General features: G+C 68.7%; 14 protein-coding genes and 3 pseudogenes. 8 read left to right on the top strand and 9 right to left on the bottom strand.

Annotated elements, in window-relative coordinates:
• Positions 1–451: 451 nt before the first annotated feature.
• Complete coding sequence (locus ACFYY7_RS42735; RefSeq protein ID WP_388671020.1) at positions 452–1360, bottom strand: LysR family transcriptional regulator; 909 nt, start codon at positions 1358–1360, stop codon at positions 452–454.
• 209 nt (positions 1361–1569) lie between these two features.
• Here ACFYY7_RS42735 and ACFYY7_RS42740 point away from each other — a divergent pair, with 209 nt between their 5' ends.
• Both ACFYY7_RS42740 and ACFYY7_RS42745 read left to right on the top strand, forming a co-directional pair.
• Positions 1570–2826: a flavin-dependent oxidoreductase gene (locus tag ACFYY7_RS42740; RefSeq protein WP_388671023.1), complete on the top strand. Its 1257-nt coding sequence runs from the start codon at positions 1570–1572 to the stop codon at positions 2824–2826.
• Entirely contained in the window at positions 2780–3190 is a 411-nt protein-coding gene (locus tag ACFYY7_RS42745) for an LLM class flavin-dependent oxidoreductase (RefSeq protein WP_388671026.1), read from the top strand. The genes ACFYY7_RS42740 and ACFYY7_RS42745 overlap by 47 nt, the downstream gene beginning before the upstream one ends.
• Positions 3191–3403: 213 nt before the next feature.
• On the opposite strand, the gene ACFYY7_RS42750 is transcribed toward ACFYY7_RS42745, so the two are convergent.
• The 5 genes from ACFYY7_RS42750 to ACFYY7_RS42770 all read right to left on the bottom strand — a co-directional run bounded on the left by ACFYY7_RS42750 (position 3404) and on the right by ACFYY7_RS42770 (position 8825).
• Entirely contained in the window at positions 3404–4183 is a 780-nt protein-coding gene (locus ACFYY7_RS42750) for a crotonase/enoyl-CoA hydratase family protein (RefSeq protein WP_388671029.1), read from the bottom strand.
• 52 nt (positions 4184–4235) lie between these two features.
• Complete coding sequence (locus ACFYY7_RS42755; protein WP_388671032.1) at positions 4236–5453, bottom strand: CaiB/BaiF CoA transferase family protein; 1218 nt, start codon at positions 5451–5453, stop codon at positions 4236–4238.
• 83 nt (positions 5454–5536) lie between these two features.
• Positions 5537–6748, bottom strand: coding sequence for an acyl-CoA dehydrogenase family protein (locus tag ACFYY7_RS42760; RefSeq protein WP_388671035.1), 1212 nt, complete (start codon positions 6746–6748; stop codon positions 5537–5539).
• 74 nt (positions 6749–6822) lie between these two features.
• On the bottom strand, positions 6823–7827 hold the full coding sequence (locus ACFYY7_RS42765; protein WP_388671038.1) for a hypothetical protein: 1005 nt from the start codon (positions 7825–7827) through the stop codon (positions 6823–6825).
• 92 nt (positions 7828–7919) lie between these two features.
• Positions 7920–8825 carry a 3-hydroxyacyl-CoA dehydrogenase NAD-binding domain-containing protein gene (locus tag ACFYY7_RS42770; RefSeq protein ID WP_388671041.1) on the bottom strand — a complete coding sequence of 302 codons (906 nt, stop codon included), beginning with the start codon at positions 8823–8825 and terminating at the stop codon, positions 7920–7922.
• A gap of 139 nt (positions 8826–8964) precedes the next feature.
• On the opposite strand from ACFYY7_RS42770, the pseudogene ACFYY7_RS42775 reads away from it, so the two are divergent.
• The 3 genes and pseudogenes from ACFYY7_RS42775 to ACFYY7_RS42785 form a co-directional block, all read left to right on the top strand.
• A pseudogene (locus ACFYY7_RS42775) lies at positions 8965–9290 on the top strand (IS21 family transposase); the annotation flags it as partial.
• 1 nt (position 9291) lies between these two features.
• On the top strand, positions 9292–9765 hold the full coding sequence (locus ACFYY7_RS42780) for an SDR family oxidoreductase (RefSeq protein ID WP_388671044.1): 474 nt from the start codon (positions 9292–9294) through the stop codon (positions 9763–9765).
• A gap of 13 nt (positions 9766–9778) precedes the next feature.
• On the top strand, positions 9779–10798 hold the full coding sequence (locus tag ACFYY7_RS42785) for an NAD(P)H-dependent flavin oxidoreductase (protein WP_388671047.1): 1020 nt from the start codon (positions 9779–9781) through the stop codon (positions 10796–10798).
• 955 nt (positions 10799–11753) lie between these two features.
• Here the strand turns inward: ACFYY7_RS42785 and ACFYY7_RS42790 are convergent.
• Positions 11754–12683, bottom strand: coding sequence for an NAD(P)H-binding protein (locus ACFYY7_RS42790; RefSeq protein ID WP_388671050.1), 930 nt, complete (start codon positions 12681–12683; stop codon positions 11754–11756).
• A 668-nt stretch (positions 12684–13351) separates the two neighbouring features.
• Between ACFYY7_RS42790 and ACFYY7_RS42795 the strand changes: the two genes are divergently transcribed.
• Together ACFYY7_RS42795 and ACFYY7_RS42800 are read left to right on the top strand one after the other, a co-directional pair.
• Complete coding sequence (locus ACFYY7_RS42795) at positions 13352–13555, top strand: hypothetical protein (protein WP_388671053.1); 204 nt, start codon at positions 13352–13354, stop codon at positions 13553–13555.
• Positions 13556–13567: 12 nt separating this feature from the next.
• Positions 13568–13882, top strand: a pseudogene (locus tag ACFYY7_RS42800) (isochorismatase family protein); the annotation flags it as partial.
• Between the two features lie 120 nt (positions 13883–14002).
• Here the strand turns inward: ACFYY7_RS42800 and ACFYY7_RS42805 are convergent.
• Positions 14003–16387, bottom strand: coding sequence for a beta-N-acetylglucosaminidase domain-containing protein (locus ACFYY7_RS42805; RefSeq protein WP_388671056.1), 2385 nt, complete (start codon positions 16385–16387; stop codon positions 14003–14005).
• 1430 nt (positions 16388–17817) lie between these two features.
• On the bottom strand, positions 17818–18252 hold the full coding sequence (locus ACFYY7_RS42810) for a DUF6892 domain-containing protein (RefSeq protein WP_388671059.1): 435 nt from the start codon (positions 18250–18252) through the stop codon (positions 17818–17820).
• 416 nt (positions 18253–18668) lie between these two features.
• On the opposite strand from ACFYY7_RS42810, the pseudogene ACFYY7_RS42815 reads away from it, so the two are divergent.
• Positions 18669–19148 (top strand): annotated as a pseudogene (locus ACFYY7_RS42815) (hypothetical protein); the annotation flags it as partial.
• Between the last annotated feature and the right edge of the window lie 833 nt (positions 19149–19981).

The following is a 19981-nucleotide window of genomic DNA, read 5'->3' on the forward strand; positions in this document are numbered from 1 at the left end:
TCAACCGAGATCCTCTGCCGTGCTGCCGCTGCCCGTGGTCAGAGCTGGGGGCATTCCTCCGTACGCAACTGGGGAGAAAAGTCCGTACGCCGACAGCATCGCGTACTCATCCAACGCCGACTACCCGTGGGGTCCGTGGCCGAGGCTCCGGGAGAGCGTCGACCGGGCGCAGAACCGTGTCCCCGGCCGGCTCTCGCCCCAAGGACGTCGGCCAGTCCGGCACCCGCGCGGCCTACCAGGGCGAGTCCGGCCTCGGCCAGAGCCGACCGTATTCGTTCGGTCCGTTGGCTGTACCGGCGGGTCAGGCCCGCGACCTGTTCGACGAACGTCCGCCGCCCGCATGAGACGTCTTCGCACGTGAAGCGCCGGACACGAAGCCGCGGCACCATCCGCCGTCCCGCAACGGGAAGGTCAGCAGGACGGGGCATCCGACATCCGACACCGACCCGAATCACCTCGCCGTCGTCCTGCACCGGCACCACCCTGATCTCCGGAGCCGCCAGGAAGAGCAGTTCTTCCAGCCGGAGCGGTACCTCGCGCACAACCCGGAACCATCAGCCCGGACGACGGCACCGACAGTTTCCAGACGATCCCGCGAGACGTGCGAGCGAGAACAACAGTCACAGGGAGCAGGCACACCACAGAAGTGGGACCAGAACCACGAGCGGCTCATCCAGCACTCCGAGAAGCTGATCACCTGGGCGGCCATCACCCTCATGACCAGGCGCCTCGCCCGCAAAGATGCCGCCCCCAGCCAACCAAAGAAACCGGCGTCGGCAGACACCTGACGGCGCTTCCCCAAACACGGCCCTGGCATCGGCCGGTTCGCGGCCCGGCTTCCGGCGGGGAGGACCGCGACGATCCGGTCCTCCAGGAGCACCCGCGACGCGACGACGGCGGGCGCGCCCTCAGGCGGCCCCGCGACCACGGCCGCGTCGATCTCCCCATTGCGGACCTTCGCCAGCAGAGATGGGCTCGACGCACCGATGAGACTCACAGCGACCCGCGGGTACCGGCGGTGATACTCCCCCAGCAGTTGGGGGATACGGGTGCCTTCCAGGCCGCCGACGGTGCCGAGCGCGAACGAGCCGCCGAGCAGACCGGAACGGTCGGCGAACTCCAGGACGGCCGCCGCGGCGGCCGCCAGACAGGCGCGGGCGTGCGGCAGCAGGGCGGCGCCACCGGAGGTGAGGACCACCTGTCGGGGCAGCCGTTCGAACAGTGCCTCTCCCAGCTCCTTCTCCAGGGCCTGGATCTGCTGGCTGATCGCGGGCTGAACGACATGGCAGCGGGCCGCCGCCTTGGTGAACGACCGCTCCTCCGCCACCGCGATGAAGTACTCAAGGGTCCGGAGCTCCATGGCCGACAAACTATCAACTCCTGTGCTGACAGCCCGGGTTATTGCCGCAGGTCCAAGGGCTGTCCCGTGCGGCGTGCCCCGGTGCGATCAGTTGCCGTGACGGCTTCCATCACCGCTGTGTATTGGACGTACGCAGCGGGTACCCCGAGGCTGGGTAGCCGAGCGTAGGCCGGCCCGATGGCCCAGGCGAAGGGCGGGGACAGACCGCGATGAGAGTGACCGTCGTCGGCGGAGGCATCGCCGGGCTGACCTGTGCCCTGAGCCTGCACGCCGCGGGTTTCGAGCCACAGGTGTACGAAGCGGCGCGGACGGTCGAGGCGGTCGGCGTGGGGATCAACCTGCTGCCGCACGCTGTCCGGGAGCTGTCCGAACTCGGGCTGGCCGGTGAGCTGGAATCCGTCGCGCTGTCACCTCGTCGGCTGAGCTACCGCGACCGGTCGGGCGAAGTGGTCTGGGAGGAGCCGCTGGGACTCGCGGCCGGATACCGCTGGCCGCAGCATTCCGTCCACCGCGGGCGTCTGCAGATGCTGCTGCTCGCGGCGGTGCGTGAGCGGCTGGGGCCGGACTCGGTCCGCACCGGCCTGCTGTTCCAGCGATTCGAGCAGACCGCGGGTGACGTCCGCGCCCACTTCATCGACCGGTCGAGCGGATCGCCCTCGGCCGCTGACGCCGACGTGCTGGTCGGGGCCGACGGCATCGGCTCCGCAGTCCGCGCCCAGCTCCACCCGGACGAGAGCGCCCCGCAGTGGAACGGCGTCCACATGTGGCGCGGCGTCGCGCGCCACCCGCACGTCCTCGACGGCCGTTCGATCGTCGTGGCCGGGGGCACCCCCGGCGCCAAGTTCGTCGCCTACCCTATCGAGAACCCCGCGGACGCGGACGGCGAAGCCCTGGTGAACTGGGTGCTGGAGGTCCGGCACGGGCTGTCCGCCCCACCTCCGGACGGCCCCGGCCGTCGCATCACTGCAGCACAGGCACGCGCCGGGCTGTCGTCCTGGAACCTGCCGTGGATCGACCTCCCGATGCTCGCCGAGCGCTCCTCAGCGATCTACGAGTACCCGATGCTCGACCGCGACCCGTTGCCGCGCTGGAGCTTCGGGCGGGTCACCCTGCTCGGCGACGCCGCACACCCGATGTTCCCCATGGGAATGAACGGGGGATCGCAGTCCGTCGTTGACGCCCGTGTACTGGCCTGGTGCCTGGCCCGGGAGAATGACCCCGCCGCTGCTCTCCGCCGCTACGACCGGATGCGTCGGCCGGCCGTCAACGCTGTCGTGCTGGCCAACCGGGCCCTGGGACCGGAAGAGATCATCGCGCGAGCCGCGGACCACGGCGGGGCGCTGCCCGCCGGGCAAGCCGAAAAGATCGCGGACCACTACAGACAGCTGACCCGGGCCACTGTGGGCCAGGTCAACACCCATGCGTCCTGGACGGTCCCACCGTCTGCCGCAGACCCGGCACACTGAGGACCGGGAACCCGGCGTGCCGAGCACCGGCTGTCCACTCGGGACCGGCGTGGGCTGGAATCCGGTCGAGTACGAAGCAATGGGGGCCGACTTCCTGACGCGCGGACGACGGATCGAGGAACAGGTGTTGATCCTGCGTGCCTTGTGTGCGCGTCAGGTCATCGATGCCGAAGGCGAGTTCGACCGTGTGGTCGGCGTGGGCCTTGAGCCACGGCCGCCGCAGCAGCCGATCCCCTGTGTGGATGGGCGGGTGGAGCGACATCGTGTTGGACCGCACCGGCCGGATGGCCGACGGTTGGTACCACGGCCGCGAATGGGGACCAGACGTCCCCAGGAAGTTCGAAGTGATCGCCACCGCCGCTGAGCGAGCCGGCCGCCTGGCCTCCGGCATCGTCCTGGAGGGGACAGTCGAGTGCCGGAGCTGGCCTACTACCGCGCCAAGGCGCTCCAGGAGAAGATCCTCGCGGCGCCGTCGCAGACGGCATCGGCCCGCGAGCCTGATCAGCAGCTCCCGCAGCTGCTCGCGGGCGGGCCGCCCGACGCCGATAAGGCGTGGCGGAGGCTGCGGGGCCAGGGCTCAGCGTCCCTGCCAGTGGGGTGGGCGCTTCTCCGCGAAGGCGCGGGCGCCTTCTTTCGCGTCTTGGGAAGCAAGTACGGGCGTGACGAACCGGTCCTGTTCGCGCAGGGCGTCACGATCACGGAACGCGGTGCGCTCGTTGACGACGCGTTTGACGGCCGTGATGGCGAGTGGGGCGTTGTGGGCGACGCGGTAGGCGAGTTCCATGGCCTGGGCGAGTGCCTCGCCCGGCTCGGTAAGGTGGTTGACGAGGCCGAGCTGCTCAGCACGCGCGGCGGGCAGGGGGTCGCCGGTGAGCAGAAGTTCCAGGGCGATGTTGCGGGGGATGCGTTCGGGGAGGCGGACCATGCCCCCTTCGGGGGGCACGATGCCGTAATGGACCTCGGTCTGGCCGAAAGTGGCGTTCCGGGCGGCGACGATCATGTCGCAGGCGAGGGCCATTTCGGTGCCGCCGCCCAGCGCGTAGCCCTCGACGGCGGCGATCAGCGGGGTCTTGATGTCGATGCGGGTGATGCCCCCGAAGCCGCGTCCTTCGATGACGGGTGTGTCGCCTTTCGCGAAGGCCTTGAGATCCATGCCGGCGCTGAAGACGCCGTTTGCCCCGGTGAGGATGCCGACCAGGAGTTCGTCGCGTGACTCGAGTTCGTCGATGGCGGCGGCCAGCGCCCGCGCGGTGGCGCCGTTGATGGCGTTACGGGCCTGGGGTCGGTCGATGATGATCACGAAGACGCCGTCGTGCTGCTCGGTGCGCACCGCGGGGGTGCCTGAAGCCTCGGTCATGATGCTGGTTCCCTTCTCCTTCCCCCTGGGCTGCGTCTGGGCGGACGTGCCCTCAGTCGACTGCCTCCGCCTCGCGCAGGCCCGTGATCGCGGCCTCGTCGAAGCCGAGGTCGCGGAGCACTGTGTCGGTGTGTTCGCCCAGGTCGGGGGCGGGGCGCGGTGGGACCTTCCGCTCCTGGTCCAGTCGTACGGGGCTGTCGATGGTCAGGGGCGGCTCTGCGCTGCCGTCCTCGATGGGGACGAGGATGCGGTTGGCTGTCAGTTGGGGATCACGGGCGAACTCGTCGATCGTCTGGGCGATTCCGTAGGTGAGGTCGGCGGCGTCGAGCACTTCGCGCCACTCGGCGAGGGTCCGGGTGGCGAAGGTCTTGTCGAGCAGGTCGGCGATCTCGGCCGCGTGGGCGTGACGACTCGGTGTGTCGGCGAAGTCCGGGTTCTGCGCCGCCTCGGGGTGGCCGATGGCCTGTAGGAACAGGGGGACCTGTTTGTCCTCGTTGGCGAAGGCCAGCAGCAGCCAGCGGTCGTCCGCCGTGCGGTAGGCACTGGTGAGTGCGTTCGGCGGGTCGGTCCGGTCGACGGGTCGAGGAATCTTGCCGCCGACGAGTGCGGCTTGCAGCCACATGCCGGCCGCCCAGGCGCCCTCGGCGATCAACGACGCCGTGACGCGGGCGCCCTCGCCGGTCTTCTCCCGCCGGTACAGCGCGGTCATGATGCCGGCGTACAGGGAGACGGCCGTGGAGTGGTCGCCGGATCCGAACACCGACATCGCGGGTGCCCCGTCGCGCTGGCGTGTGTAGTCCATCAGGCCGCTGCGCGCCCAGTACGCGGTCACGTCGTAGCCGGGCAGGTGGGCGTCCGGGCCTTCCTCGCCGAAGCCGGTGACATCGGCGTAGATCAGCCGGGGGTTGAGCGGTGTCAGGTCGTCGTAGTCCAGGCCCAGCTTGGCCCGGGTACGGGGCGGGAAGTTGGTCACCAGCACATCGGCCCACTTCACCAGGCGTTCCAGTACGGGTCTGGCGCCGGGCGACTTGAGGTTGAGGGCGATGCTGCGCTTGTTGCGGTTGTCCAGCTGCCAGGGGTAGTTGAATCCGTCGGCGCGGGGGTTGGGAGGGATGCGGCTGAGCATGCGGTAGGAGTCGCCGGTGTGGGGTGGTTCCACTTTGACGACGTCGGCGCCGAAGTCGCCGAGCATTGTGGCTGCGGCGGGACCGGCGATGAAGCTGGCCAGGTCCACGACGTGGAGTCCCTCCAGCAGGGGGGTTTCCGCCATGACAGGTCCTTTCTCGGCAGGGCCCGCGCGATACCGAAGGCCGCCCTCGACCAGGCGGGAAATGTCGGCTCGCCGGCCCGCGGTCAGTGGCTCGGGTTCGGTGTTACCGGGGCGAAGGCGTTGAAGCCGGTGATGTCGCGGCCGACTATCAGTGCCTGCACCGAGTCGGTGCCCTCGTAGGTGTCGATGGCCTCGATGTCGCACAGGTGCCGGGCCACGTGGTAGTCGAGGATGATCCCGTTGCCGCCGAGCATGTCGCGGGCGTCGGAGAGGATGGCCCGCGCGCGTTCGGTGTAGTGCATCTTGGCCAGCGCCACCTGCGGCATCGAATACTTGCCCTCGTCCATCAACTGGGCGAGCCGGGACTGCATGCACACCATGCTGGTGATGTCCGCCAGCATCCGCGCCAGCCGGTACTGGATGAGCTGGAAGGCAGCCAACGGCATCCCGAACTGCTTGCGCTCCTTGGCGTAGGCCAGTGCGGTCTCGTAACCCGCGATGGCCGCGCCGATCGACTCCCACGCCACGCAGTAGCGCGAGGCCAGCAGGACCTTCTCGGTGTCGCGGAAGGTCCCGCCACCGGCGAGCTTGTTCTCGGCGGGCACGCGGACGTCTTTGAGGGAGATCTGGGCGTTCTGCACGCAGCGCAGCGCCGTCTTGCCCGTGATGACTTGCGGATCGAACCCTGCAGTGTCTTTCTCGACCACGTAGCCGCCCACGTGCCCGTCGTCCCCACGGGCCCAGATGATCACGTAGTCGGCAAAAGTGGCGTTGCCGATCCACCGCTTGTACCCATCGAGCACATAGGAGTCGCCGTCCCGGCGGGCGGTCGTCTGAAGCTTGACCACGTCCGTGCCGTGCGCGGGCTCGGTCAGACCGAAGGCACCAATCTTCTCCATCCGCGCCATGGCCGGCAGGAACCGCTGCTTCTGCTCCTCCGAACCCAGCAAGGCCACGGAAGTCATGGCCAGGGCCGAATGCACGCCCATGAACGTGGACATGCTCAGGTCGCCGCGAGCCAGCTCCATGATCACGACCCCGGCCGTCACATTGCTCATCCCCGGGCATCCGTAACCGGGAATCTGGAAGCCCGCGATCCCCAGTTCCGCCAACTTGGGCACCAGTGCGTGCGGAAACTCGGCACGCTCCCAGTAGGGGTTGATGACCGGGATGACCTCCCGGTCCATGAACTCCCGGACCCTGTGCCGAAGCTGCTGCTGTTCTTCCGTGAGGAGCTCCCCCAGCAGGTAGTAGTCGGTCTCCTCGGGGCCGCCCAGCACCGGTGGCTGCACCACCTGTCCGTTTCCGGCTGGACCCACGGCGCCCAAGGCGCCCTCACCCATGCCTTGCGCTGCACCCTGCGTCGCGTTCATGTGCTGCGTCCCTTCTGTGCTGTACAGAGATCGGATTGCTTATCCGTCCCACTACGCGAGGGACGGTTCTTCCGTTGAAGCCAGCCGTCTTCTCCACCCGGGCCCGCCATGCCGGTCAGGGGGTGGGAGAGCGTGGCGATGTCGCGCTGCTCCCCGCCTACTGCGGTACCACCGGGCAGCGTGACCGCGCGGATGTGGCCGCAGAGGTCGGAAACGTAGGCGACGCCCGCCTCACCGTCCACGGCTAGGCCGATCGCTTCCTCGAAACCGCCGGCAAGGATCTCGGGCGCGCTCCCCGACGCGTCGGCTGCGGGAAGGGGGGCCCGGTTGAGCGTGTTGCCATCGGGCGGAGCGCCACGATCGGTCCAGTACAGCCAGTCGCCCTCGATGTGCAGATCGATTGGCTCGGGCAGCCCACTCCACAGGATCTCGATGTCCGAACGGTTCCCGGTGCTCTCGCCGGGCGGGGTCTCCAGACCGGCGCGGAAGATGCGGCCCTTGTCGCCCTTGACCGGCCCCTTCTGTGTCCAGTAGAGGTGTCCCCTTGCGGGATCCACCGCCACGCCGATGCACTCGCCCATGACGCCCTCCTCGGGCGGGTTCACGACGAGGTCGGTCAGCCCGCTGCCGTCCACGCGTGCCCTGCTGATCCGGTGGCCCTCGCGGTCGCCCCAGTACAACGTTCCGGCACCGTCGGAGGTCAGCTGCTTGCCGGTCGTGATCGCCCCGGCAGGAACCACCTCACGTGGCGCGCCTCCATCGAGGTCCATCGCGTGTACGCCGCCATTGCGCCGGGAAAAGTCCTGTCCGGCTTCACCCGGCTCGGCCGGGTTGACGACTGGTTCGCCCATGGTGGTCCAGCAGACCGTTCCGGACTCCACGACCACGCCGTCCGGGAAGGCCCCCGCATCCTCGACGAGGATCTCCACCCGGCCGTCCGGAATGCTCAACCGCAGCAGTTTTCCCGGGACGACCTGCAATACGAGCAGTTCCTTCCACACGGCCTTCGCCTTTCTCTCGGCTACTTGACGAGGCCCGTTCCAACGGTTCGCCGAGGAGAGGGAGCGCGGGGGTGGCAGAGGATTACCGCCGGTCACTTCCCTTCGTCGGCCGTGGCCGGAGGCTCCGGCCAGCCCAGCAGCCTGAGGACGGCGCGCGTGCGGTTGTCGCGGAGCTCCGCCAGCCGCTCGTAGGCCGCCTCACCAGTACCGTAGGTCTGCTCGACCTCGTCGAGCACCCTCCCCATACCGGCAGTGTCCGGCTCGCCGATCTCGAAGGTCATCTGGGAGGCGACATGTGTCACTAGATGCCGCATCCCCTCCGGGCCGCCGCCGAGAACCCCGCTCTGGAACGGGCCGATCGTGGCGTACCGGAGACCGAGCGCCGCCCGGACCAGGTCGTCAAGGTCCGCCACGTCGATCACGCCCTGCTGGACGAGGTAGGTGGCCTGGTCGTCGAGGACCTTTTGAAGGCGGTTGCCGACGAACCCCGGGATCTCCTTCTTGAGTCGGATCGGCACCTTGCCCAGCTCTTGGTAGACCGCCATCGCCCGGTCGACAGACCGCACGGATGTCTCCGGCCCGGGCACCACCTCCACCAAGGGCATGAGCTCAGGCGGGTTAAACGGGTGACCGATCACCATGCGGTCGGCCGCCGGGTTGCCCTTGGCGATGACGGACGGCAGCAGGGAGGACGAGGAGGAGGCCAGCACCACGTCGTCGCGGGTGTGCGCGGCGAGGATCGCGAACATTTCCTCCTTGACTGAAATCCGTTCCGGCCCGGATTCCTGCACGAAGTCCGCGTCTGCAGCGGCCTCCGCGAGATCGGCGGACGCGGTCACCAGCAGTCCGGCGAGATGCTGGTCCAGTACGTCCTGAAGATCGGGACGGGGGTCGCTCACTCGCACCTCCCAGCCCGCTGCGCCGAACAGCCGCGCCCACGAGATCCCGATGACTCCAGCACCGACGATCGCTGCTACGGCCACGATGAACCACTCCAAGGCGCACGTGTAGGGAGTCTGTCGCGCACAGGGCAACCTCACCCCCATTATTTCATGACAATTCGGGCCTCTCGCTTCGGCGACTTGACTGGGCCGCCAAGCCGGACCCCTCGGAGGTGCACCCGCGCGCTCGGGATCTGGCAGGGTGCCGATGACGATCGTCTACGACCGGACCAAGACCGTCGCCCGTCGGCATGTTTTTCCGGGCGAGGCTGTTCCGCTGCATCCGGAAGCGGTCGGTTTCGTCGGCCACTTCGACATCGATGCCCTGGCCGCCTACCACCCCACCGGCAAAGGACGTGTCGAGCGGCAAGTTCTCATCGTCCGCGACACGTCCCGGCAGACAGGTCCTTCTCCTCGGTCGAGGAGAAGGGCGCCGTCTTCACCACCTGGGCGCCGCAGCGACGGGACCAGGCCCGCAGGACTCATCAGCAGATCATCGGAGAGCGGATCGATCGTCAACACGATGTCGAGCTCGATCCGAGTGGGCGAGCGGAGGAAAGTGGCCCATCAGGCGGCCAAGAGCGGCCTCGTGTGGCTCACGCACCACGCGGCAAGCCTCACGGGAAGGCAGGGAGCGCGCTGCAGCTTGCTCTCACCCGGCGTAACCATCACGGCCTCGGCCCTGGCGACGACGACCGAGAAGTGGAGGTACGAAGCCCTGGCATCCATACGCTCCCCGCATCTCGGCTGGTCCGAGGACATGGCCTCGATGGTGGCGCTCCTCTTCTCGAACGACGACGCCTTCATCAACGTCCAGTCGTTCCTGGTCGACGGCGGCGCGCACTTGAGCCGAGAGCCGGGCTCGGTGACTCGATGTCACCTGGCCGACTTTCGCTTCGTCCTCCTGTCCGCGGCCACGAGGAGGTTCCACGCCGTGGCAACACCGGCAGGCGGCGGCTCATGGGAGCCTACGCCCAAGAAGGAACCGATCCGATAGGAAACATTCTGTTATGAGCGTTCTGTCCACCAGGTTCACCGAGACCTTTGCCGTCCGGTACCCGTTCGTCTGTGCCGGGATGGCCTTCGCGGGCGGCACCGCGCAGCTGGCGGTGGCCGTCTCCCAAGCGGGGGGCGTCGGTGCGGTGGGGGCCGGACTGATGTCTCCGGACACTCTGCGGCAGACCATCCACGAGGTCCGCAAGGGTGTGGCCGGCGCTCCGTTCCACATCAACCTGATCACATACTTCGACAACACCGAACTCGTTCGCGTCTGCGTCGAGGAGCGGGTACCGATCGTCTCCTTCCACTGGGGCCACCCGCCTGCCCACCAGCTCAAGCAGCTCCGTGAGGCCGGCATTTCGGTGTGGGAGCAGGTCGGCTCCGCCGACGCGGCACGGCGTGCCGTCGACGACGGCGTCGAGGTCGTCGTCGCCCAGGGCTGGGAGGCGGGCGGGCACAACTACGGCGGTCTGCCCACCATGGTCGGTGTGCCCGCCGTCGTGGATGCCGTGGGCCAGCACTCGCTGGTACTCGCCGCCGGTGGAATCACCGACGGACGCCAGGTCGCCGCAGCCCTGTGCCTGGGCGCCGACGGCGTATGGGTGGGCACCCGCCTGGTCGCCTCGCCTGAGGCCCAGGTCCATCCCGAGCACCACCGCAGGCTGATCGCCTCGCTGGGCGAGGACACGGTACGCACTGGGATCTTCGGCCCGGAGTGGCCCGATTTCAATCCGATGCGGGTGCAGCGCGACCGTGTGGTGGCCGAGTGGAGCGACCGGCCGGCTGAGGTACCGCCCCACCGTGACGAACTCGAACAGGTCGGCACCACCGTCTTCCAGGGCGAAGAGACCGTGCTGCGCAAGTTCAACGTGCTGCCGCCCGTACCCGCGACCGAGGCCGACTGGGAGGAGATGCCCTGGCTCATGGGTCAGGGCGTCGGTCTCGTCCACGACATCCGACCCGCCGGGGACCTCGTCCGGGACATGATGGGCCAGGCCGAGCGCGTCCTGACGACCCGACTGCAGCAGTGAAGGGCCAGCTGGCCGGCCGCGGAACACGCGATGCCGGCTTCCCGCAAGAACGACCGGCCGTCGGGCCCGGCCGGACCCCCGCGTCCAGTTCCCAGATCCGCTATCAGCTGGCCCCGGACGGCCGGGCACTGGTGGATGCTCTGCGGCCGCTCGCGCAGTGGAGCCTACGACGGGGCTCGGGCACCAGGGGTGCTGGAAGGGTCCCGGTGGGGCGCGGCTCGGGAAGCACGAGCCGCTCAAAGAGCTGATCGCGGCAGTGGAAACCGCGCTCGATCTCCACGCGCACCGGGTAGGAGCCCTCCCCCGCCACGCGTCCTATCTTCACCAGCGGACCGCTCACGGAACTCGGTGAGAGCAGGGAGACGATGACCGGCACCCCGCAAGGCGGCATCCTGTCCCCACTGCTGACGAACATCGCCCTGTCGGCCCTCGACGAGCAGCTGCACAGCCATGGAATTGGCGGCGCCGGTAGGCGCGTTTGCCTTCGGCGGCCATCGACAAGGCCGGGAAGTCATGCGGGAGGAAGCGCCGCTGACAGCCTGTCCCGTTCCGATAGAAGATCGGGTCACGGCTTCCCGCAGGTCGCAGGACCCGGGTTCGCCGGTCGCCGACCGTGCCACCCTGTCCTGCTTCCAGGCCGTGATCACCGGCTGAGGATGCCTTGGACGGAGAACAGGCCCGCAACTGGCCTTGGCCCCGGCGACCGCTTGGAGGCGCGCCCGTCTCACGTCGTCGGCGTGTGACGGTACGGACGGAGTGAGAAGCGGTCGAGGAGGCTCAGAACGGGGCATGTTGCCGCTCCTGGGGTCGGCCGTAGCAATGACCACCGCGCAGACCGGTTACTCATTCGGGTTTCGAGATCGACACCTGTACCCGTGCAGCGGCAAGCCCTGTGCATGATGGTCGGCCGACGCCCCCAGCGGTCAGCTCGACAACACATGACGGGGAAGCGGTTTCAGGGGCTGAACAGGCTGGGATTCTTACGGACGAATTCAGCCACCCCTGAAGGAGGTCGCCCGGTGACCTGCTCGACGCCTTCTGCCTTGCGGTCGTATCTATTCTCCGCGTGAAGGCGCCCCATGGTGGTGATGTGCTGGAAGACGTGGTCGGGCAGCCCCAGCGGCCTGAGATCGTGGTCGACCCATTCCCGCAGGGGAACGTCGGTGTACGTGACCGGTCGGCCCAGAACTGTGGAGGCCTCCGCCGCCATGGCGGCGACGTCCTCCGAGCGCGGGCCGGTCAGCTCGTAGGTCCTGCCGATGTGCGGGACCGGGTCGGCCAGGATCTCCTCCACGACCGCAGCGACGTCGCCGGCCGCCACAGGGGAGGTTTTCGCCCGGCCGAAGGGCAGTCTGATGGTTCCGTACTTCGCGACCGAGGAGAAGCCGACCCTGAACAGCGGGTTTTCCATGAACACGGTGGGCCTGACCTGGACAACGGGCAGGGCCGACCAGTCAAGAACCTGCTCCACCAACCACTGCTGCCGCTGCTGCACGGACTCGAAGGTGCTGGTAAGGCCGATCTCGGCGACTGTCAACTGGGACATGTTGACGAACGCTTCCAGGCCTCCGTAAGCACGCGCGACGGCCGCCGCAGTCACGGCAGCCTGCAGATACTGTGCCGACACACCCATGCCGAAATACATGCGTGCACAGCCTGCCAAGGCATCGGCGATGTCGCCCGCGCGCGTCAGGTCTCCGACGACGACCTCGGCGCCGGTCGCGCGCAGCGCCTGCGCTCGCTCGTCGTCCCGACGCACCATGGCCCGGACGGGCAGGTCCCGTTGTCGCAGCCCTTCGACAACGGATCGTCCGACGGCACCGACACTGCCCGCTGCGCCCGTCACCAGGATGGGCGGCACTCCGACTTCTCGGGTGCGGTTCATAGGGGCAGCCTGCGGTCCGCACGACTGCGGCGCAACCGGAGCCCGACGAACCTCGGATGCAGGCTCTATTCGTCGCATGCCCGCACCCTGAAGGCGCGATACGGCCGGTCGGCGACACGTGGCACCGCGGTTCGGAGTCGAACGGTGGCCGTGAGGAGCGGGAGAGCGCGAGGCCGGGGCGCGAACCGCTCCAAGTCCTCGGCCGAGACCGGGATCCCGGTACTCGCGCAAGTCCTGCAACACCGCCGGCACGACCAGCCCCCGGCTCCTCACCTTCGACCGCACTACAGACAGGCCGCACGGGGTGCGAGCGCGCGGAGGCCGGGGCGTTCGAGAATGCTCGCGCGAACAGTGGGTGCGTCTCCTCATCGGCAACGGATCGGCAATGGATCGTTCCAGTACTCATTCCGGGCCGTCTGGACAGCTGCCCTGAACATGCGCGACAACAAGTACTCCATCCTCGAATCCTTCGCGGAGCTGGAGGGATCGATCTGCTTGCCCGGCCCGGCATGGCTTCACCGGCCCGCGGCTCGGCCACCGCGCCGTCGACTCCTCCAGGGACCTGGAGCGGGGCATGTCCGGTGGTTGCCTCCAGAGCTGAGGCATGGCGTCAGAGTCACTAAACTTGGCGAACAGGGCTGTGGCTCAACCCTCTGAAGGAGCGGAACATGAGCGAGCTCAGCAGGTATCTGGAGCCGATCACCCGCGAGAACGTCGCCGTGGTCTTGGTGGACCACCAGGTGGGCTTGTTGTCCGGCGTTCGGGACATCTCGCTCGGCGAGCTCCAACACAACGTGGCAGCGCTGGCACGCGCGGCGACCGTATTGGGCATCCCCCTGGTTGTCACCACCACCGCGGCCGACAGTATGTGAGGGCCGACCGCCGCCGAACTGGTCCAGGCACTGCCGGCCGAACAGAAAATCATTGACCGCAGCACTGTCAACGCCTGGCACGACGACCGGGTCCGCGAAGCCATCGAGGCCACCGGCCGACAGAAGCTGATCTTCGCCGGGGTGTCGCTCGAAGTATGCGCCGCGCTACCCGCGATCTCTGCGACGGCCGTCGGCCACGACACGTACGTCGCCGTGGACGCCTCCGGCACCTTCAGCCAGGCCAAGCGCGAGGCCGGGCTGCTGCGCATGCAGCAGGCGGGCGTCATCGTCAGCGACTACGCCACCCTCATGGTCGGCGCCCGGTAGCCGAGAAACATCGACTCCCACCAGCGCGGATGAGATTTCGGCAGGCGCAGGCCCCGCGACGGATCACGAGGTACACAAAAGGGCGGTCCGCCGCGGGCGGACCGCCCTCCTGCCTCTTGACTACGCTCTGGCGGCTACCGCCGGATCCGCGGCGGGCGAGCCGTAGATGCCCATCTCGTAGACCGAGTAGCCCCAGGTCGTCTTCCGCTTAACGCCCTGCATTCGGACGTACTGCACCGCACTGCCGGAGTTGATCTTGATCACGTCATTGCCGCAACCGTCGGGGTGCTGGGTGGCCGCCTCGCTCCAGTTCGTCCCGTCCAGGGAGGTCTGGATCTGGTAGTCCGTCGCGCAGGCGCCCTCCCAGGCGAGGGTTACCGCTGCGACCTCGGCGGGGGCGGCGAGCTTCACTTGGACCCACTCGTTGTCGCTGTAGCCGGATGCCCAACGAGTGCCGAGCTGACCATCGTTGACGTACCGGGCCGAGAGCCGGTCGAGGTTCTGCTCGACACTGGATGCGCTCGCCGTGCCCTTCAGCGCGAGGTTCTCCGAGCCGCCCGCGGCGTCCCACAGCTGAAGCCGGATGCCCGCCTGGATGAGGAAGGAGTCGAGTACCCCGTCGCCGACCTTGGGCTGGACCTTGCCCCATGTGTTGCGCGCCGGATCGACCCGTACGGCCCGGGCCTGCTTCTGCAGAGCCTCGGAGTCGGCGAGCAGCGCCTCGGCCTTCTCCTTGTCACCGGCCTGCCGGGCTGCGAGCGCGTCCAGTGTCTTCACCATCGACATGCCCCACAGCTGGGTGGCGTCCAGCCAGGGCTTGGCATCGGCGGCGAAGCCCTGCTCCACCGATCCGGCGCGGATGGCGGCCGGGGTCTCCTCAATTTCGTTCGCGTAGGTGCGCAGCGCCTTGACAGAATCAGTGCGGTCGCCCGCGTCCCATGCCTTCCAGAACTCGGCTATATGGCCGGCGAGTTCGGGTGCCTGGGACTGCCAGGGGGTGGTGCCGAAGGTCGGGGCCAGGTGTTCCAGGTCGGCAAAGACGAGCAGCCCGTCGGTGGCCCGGCGGTCACCGCCCGCGAGGTAGGCCATGGCACGCGCCCAGCTCGTCTGCGCGTCGTACGCCTTGTCGTTCCAGGTGAAGTCCGCGGCGCCAAAGACCGCGATCTTGCTGGCGTACGGCTGGTTCATCGGGTTGGCGACGATGCCGGAGAGGTGCTCGGAGAGTCCCGCCTCGCGTTTGTCGTAGGGGGCGAGCAGCAGCCGGCCGCTGGTGTTGCCGTAGTCGTTGACCGGGTAGTTGTCCCAGACGAAGACCTTGCGGCCGAAGAGCTTGGATGCGCCGTCGGCCTGCTCGTTGGTGATCGTCGGCGGTACGACGTCGGTACCGGTCCACATGACCACGACCGCGGGGTCGAGGGTGGCCCGCATCGTCTGCTTGTAGCTGGTGTCGGTCAGGTCGCCGTACTCGGTCGGCACCATCTGCAGCGGGCGGGCGCCCTCATGGGTGGCGATGAAGTTCCGCTGGAGATCGTTGAGCAGATCCACCTGCGCCTTCGCGGCTGCGGTGCGTCCCGGTTGGCCGTACGCCGCCTGGTCGGCCGCACAGTTCCACTTGGTGTAGCTGATGTCGTCCAGAGGGATGGAGAAGGACCGGGTGCCCAGGTCGTAGAGGGCCTGGAGCTTGCCCTTGAGGGCCTTGCGGTCGTCGGGGTCGGAGTAGCAGATCGAGCCGCCGGGTGAGACGGCGAACGTGAAGCGGACGTGGTTTGCGCCGGCTCGGTTCACCAGCTCGCCCAGTTCGGCGAGTTTGTCGGTGGGATAAGGATCGCGCCACTTGTCGCGGTGGTAGGGATCGTCCTTGGGCGCGTAGATATAGGTGTTGGCCTTGACGTCGCCGTAGAAGTCCATCTGGTCCAGCCGCTCGGCGTGCGTCCAGGGCTGACCGTAGAAGCCCTCGATCGTGCCGCGCAGCGGCATCGACGGGAAGTCGACGGCCTGCGCGCCAGCGATCTTCCAGCCGTCGTCGCCGCGGACGAAGAGCTGATGGAGCGTCTGCACGGCGTAGAACTGGCCGGTGGCGTCGTGGCCGCCCAGTGCGATCTGCGCGCCCCGCTCTCTGGCGTTGACCCGCAGGGTGTATCCCTCTGCGCGGTCCGGGGCGGCCACTTCGCCGAGCGCCTCGGCAACGTCCGGCCGGGCGGCCGGGCCGATCCGCACGGTGAGCAGGCCGGCGGCGGCCTTGGGGACGTTGTCGGGCGTGACGATGTCGACCCGGTCGGCGCCGTGCTTCCTGAGCTCGCGGACGAGGCGGTCACGCGCTGCCGCGTCCGTGGCGTCGTCGGCGACGAGGAGCACACGGCCGGTCACGGTGGCATCGCGGCCGGAGCGGGTGAGCGACTGGGGCGTGGGGGAGACGGGCGGCAGCGGTTCGGCGGTGGCGGGCGGGTCCTGCTGCGAAGTTGCGGCAAAGGCCACGGGGCCCTGAGCCAGCGCGCCGAAGGCCATGGAACTTGCAAGTGCGAGACAAGCGCTCAGAGCGATAACGCGTCTTCCCACCAGAACTCCAAGAGGTCTAGACCAATATTCTGCCTGCAAGGATAGTGGCGGAACTCCATTACCCGTCAAGGGCGCCGACCGTATTCGGGGCGGCCATTGCCCGTTTTCCAGGGCTGAGGTCGGGTGTGACGTCCGGCTGGAATGGCTCGCTGCCGAGGTCATGGACGAACTGCCGTCCGCCGAGGCGCGGACGGCAGTACAGGCTCCGCTCGTCGATGCCGCCGGGCATCCGGACGGGCTGGTGATGGTTGCGTGGCCGGAGTTGATGAGCCGGGTCAGCTGGCGTGGTGACTGGTGGCGGCGGACGGTGAATGCCGGTTGTCCGCCTCCGCCCGGTATTCGCAGGCGCCGGGGGCCCTCGAAGCGTATGTCGGGGTTCTTCAGGCTGTGGACGATGCGGAAGGACTCGCGCGTGGCGCCGCGGCGCTTGAAGCGCGGAAAACCCATGGGCGGCCGGCGGCCCGCGAGGGAGTCGAGCCAGTTCTTCCACGCCGTGTCGGCGTCCTCGAACGAGGTGTAGTAGGCGCGGTTGTTGACGCCTTCCCACCAGGCGAAGGGTTGGCGGGGTTCCTGTCCTTCGTGCAGCGGGCCGATGACCCCCTGGCCGCGGGTCTCGCGCCAGTAGGCCTGGGTCCGGTTCCGGTTCGGCACACGGACCTTCGGTGCCTTCTTGTTGGCCTCGGCCTTGTCCATGCCTTCGCCGGCCAGCCCCTCAGCAGCCACCACCTCGGGACGAGGCTGAAGCGCCTGGGCATCTATTTTCATGCCCGGGTCGGACCTCTGCCCTGATGGGACTCTCCGCCCAGCCACCGGCGGGGATCCTCATCGAACTCCTGGGCGTCAGCCCCGAGACCGCCACCGGCCGGCCCCAGGAACTACGAAAAGCGGCAGCGCGGGCTGGTCTCCAGACGGCGTCTCGTGAACAGGAGGAAGGCCGGTTTCAAGAATCGGCCCTGCCCCGAGGTCTGTTGGGGGTGGGCGACCTGGTCCGCTGGAGCGGGTCGGTCGTCCACTTCCAGGGATCCACACTGGTCAGCCTTCGAACAGCCCTGGACGAGAACCGGTCCTCACGGCCGCTGCGGCCGTACCAGCTACGGACCGATGTCGTCCTCGTGGTTCTCAACGCTGTGTGTCTGACCCTAAACCTGACCCGCACGGACCGGCGCTGCCCTCGTAGTTGTCGTACTCGGGGTCGTCGTAGCCGGCTGACCGTGGTGCACGCGACGCCGCTGCCGGAGCAGCTGGGCGAGCCGAGGCCGGTCGGGAGCGCCGGAGCAGCCGTAGGCGCTGGAGTCGGCCACGTGACGGCGGTGCGCGGCCTTCCCCGGCGGGGCCTCTGAGGGCCCCCGGGGCGGCGGGCGACGAACGGGTACCAGGGCTCAGTCGGTGTCGATGCCGGATGCGGCGAAGACCTCCGCCGCATCCGGCACCGCCAGGACGCCGTCCTCCACGAAGGTGACCTCCCGCAGGTTGGGCAGCAGGGCTAGGTCGTCGAGCGAGCGGACGTCGAACAGGTCGTCCTCGCCGTCCCAGGCGGGGGCGCAGTGCCGGAAGACGTCCGCCCCGGCGTCGAAGCACAGCTCCTCGACGCGGGAGAGCAGTTCGGCCGGGATCTCCAGGGCCTCGAAATGGGCCCGGGACTCCGGCAGCACCTCCGCGTGGAGGCCGTTCTCCAGGACGTAGGACGCGGGGTCGCCGATCCCCCGCTCGGCCAGCCGCGCGGGCAGGTCGTAGACCGGGAGGAGCGGCTCGGGGCCGTACATGAGCTCCTCGATGACGAGCAGCTTGAGGTTGAAGTCGCGGAACTGGCTCATGGGACATGAGTACCACGAAGGTACGACACGGGTCCTCCGCCCGGCACCCGGCCGGGCCTGGCCCCGCTCAGGCCGCCGTGGCGGTCAGCCTGCGGAAGCGCATGCCGTGGCAGACGTGGAGGCGGCGCAGTGGGCGGACACGGAGCGTGACACGTCCACGATCGAATGTCCCTCCGCGGACTCGAGCACGATCCGGGACCGAAACGCCCAAGCCTGAGCAGTTGAACGACGGCGCACCCACCCCTCGAGCGCAGCCCGCTGGGGCATCGGTCACGGACAACGGCGGGGTCTTCGGTCCAGGACGACTCACACCCGACCAACGACGAATCTCTGACTCAGGTCACTAGTGGTGCACGGCCCCCGATGGGTTCACTGCGATGCATCGCACGCCGCGGATGCGCGAGGAGGGGAACATCGTGATCGCAGTCGTCGGGCACAAGGACCTCGGCAACAGAACCCTGGAGTTGGTGGAATCCGAACTGAGAGCGCGGCTGGACCGTTTGGCGGAAGGTGCCGCCGCTCTGGTACGGGCCGGGGCGGGGCTGCCGTTGGTGTTCGGGCGGGCCGCCCGGGAGGCCGGGCGGAAGCTGACGGTGCTGTTGCCGGCCCAGGGCGCGGTCCCCGCCGTGCTGCCCGAGCGGGACCGTTCGGCCGCGGGCGAATTGCTGGTGCTGGCCGAGCACGTACGGCTGCTGCCTTTCGATCCGGCGGACCGCAACGCGTGTGTCGGCGCCGATGAACGGCTGGTGGCGACCTGCCGGACCGTGCTCGCCGTGTGGGACGGATCGCCCTCGGACGGCCGGGACGCCACCGCGCATCTGGTCGCCTTCGCGCGTGCACGAGGAATCCGGGTGGAGGTCGTCTGGCCGGACGGTTCCGTGCGGGGCTCGGCGGCCCTCACGATGTTCCTGCTGCTCATGCCGGTCGCACCGGCGCTGGCCGCGCTGCCGGCGGTCACGGGCACCACCACCGTAGTGTGCCTGACCGTCCAGGCACGGCTGCGACGGGAGCAGGAGCAGCGTGAGGAGGAAGTGCGCTGGTCCATGCTCTTTCCGGTACGGACCTCCGCACGGGCCGGAACCGCAGAGGAGGAGTAGCGAACGGCGCGGACCAGGATCAGGACCTCAAGTCCAGAGCGGTTCGCCCGGAGCCCCGGCGGATGAGGCGCCGGGCAGGACGTAGGCCACGGCCGAGGCCCGGTGCTGGAGGAACGGCCGCGACCTGCTGGGGGTGCCGCCAAGCAGCCCCCGCCCCTCACCGACGTCACGCACGGCGACGCTGCGAGAGTTGTGGACGCCGTGAGCGAACGGTCAGAGGGACTCAGCCCCGAAACTCCAGCTCGGACACCGGGGACGGCTGAGAAGCCGTTGTCCTACCGAGAAGTTCGCCCAGGTATCGAACCGGGGCTACCTGTTGCGTGTTCTTCCACAGGACCTTCGTAGCCTCGTACGGTGATCAGGCGGGTTCCCGCATCCTGGGTACAGGGTGAGTGGCGGGTCGCTGTGGGCGGTGCGTCCGTTTGCTCACCGCCCAGCCGCAGCACGCTGCCTGGCCGCTGCCCCCGTACCCCTTGCCGATCCCGCCCTGCGGAAGGGTCTCATCGTCAGTCCCGGGGTCCGGGCACGAATGGCTGAACACGTGCTGCGAGGAGCAGGTTCTCGTAGGTGTGGTGGCGGCGGGTGGTGGTGCGGTGGTGCAGCAGGCCGGCCGCGCGGGCGTGTTCGCCGGT

It is taken from the genome of Streptomyces sp. NPDC001933 (assembly GCF_042890955.1).
GTDB lineage: Bacteria > Actinomycetota > Actinomycetes > Streptomycetales > Streptomycetaceae > Streptomyces.

Excerpts from the sequence above, each read along its gene's own strand:
- ACFYY7_RS42785 (WP_388671047.1), top strand. The coding sequence starts at position 9,779 with ATGAGCGTTCTGTCCACCAGGTTCACCGAGACCTTTGCCGTCCGGTAC.
- ACFYY7_RS42805 (WP_388671056.1), bottom strand. The coding sequence starts at position 16,387 with ATGGCCTTCGGCGCGCTGGCTCAGGGCCCCGTGGCCTTTGCCGCAACT.
- ACFYY7_RS42755 (WP_388671032.1), bottom strand. The coding sequence starts at position 5,453 with ATGGCGGAAACCCCCCTGCTGGAGGGACTCCACGTCGTGGACCTGGCC.
- ACFYY7_RS42780 (WP_388671044.1), top strand. The coding sequence starts at position 9,292 with ATGTCGAGCTCGATCCGAGTGGGCGAGCGGAGGAAAGTGGCCCATCAG.
- ACFYY7_RS42740 (WP_388671023.1), top strand. The coding sequence starts at position 1,570 with ATGAGAGTGACCGTCGTCGGCGGAGGCATCGCCGGGCTGACCTGTGCC.
- ACFYY7_RS42735 (WP_388671020.1), bottom strand. The coding sequence starts at position 1,360 with ATGGAGCTCCGGACCCTTGAGTACTTCATCGCGGTGGCGGAGGAGCGG.
- ACFYY7_RS42790 (WP_388671050.1), bottom strand. The coding sequence starts at position 12,683 with ATGAACCGCACCCGAGAAGTCGGAGTGCCGCCCATCCTGGTGACGGGC.
- ACFYY7_RS42745 (WP_388671026.1), top strand. The coding sequence starts at position 2,780 with ATGCGTCCTGGACGGTCCCACCGTCTGCCGCAGACCCGGCACACTGAG.
- ACFYY7_RS42795 (WP_388671053.1), top strand. The coding sequence starts at position 13,352 with ATGAGCGAGCTCAGCAGGTATCTGGAGCCGATCACCCGCGAGAACGTC.
- ACFYY7_RS42750 (WP_388671029.1), bottom strand. The coding sequence starts at position 4,183 with ATGACCGAGGCTTCAGGCACCCCCGCGGTGCGCACCGAGCAGCACGAC.
- ACFYY7_RS42810 (WP_388671059.1), bottom strand. The coding sequence starts at position 18,252 with ATGAGCCAGTTCCGCGACTTCAACCTCAAGCTGCTCGTCATCGAGGAG.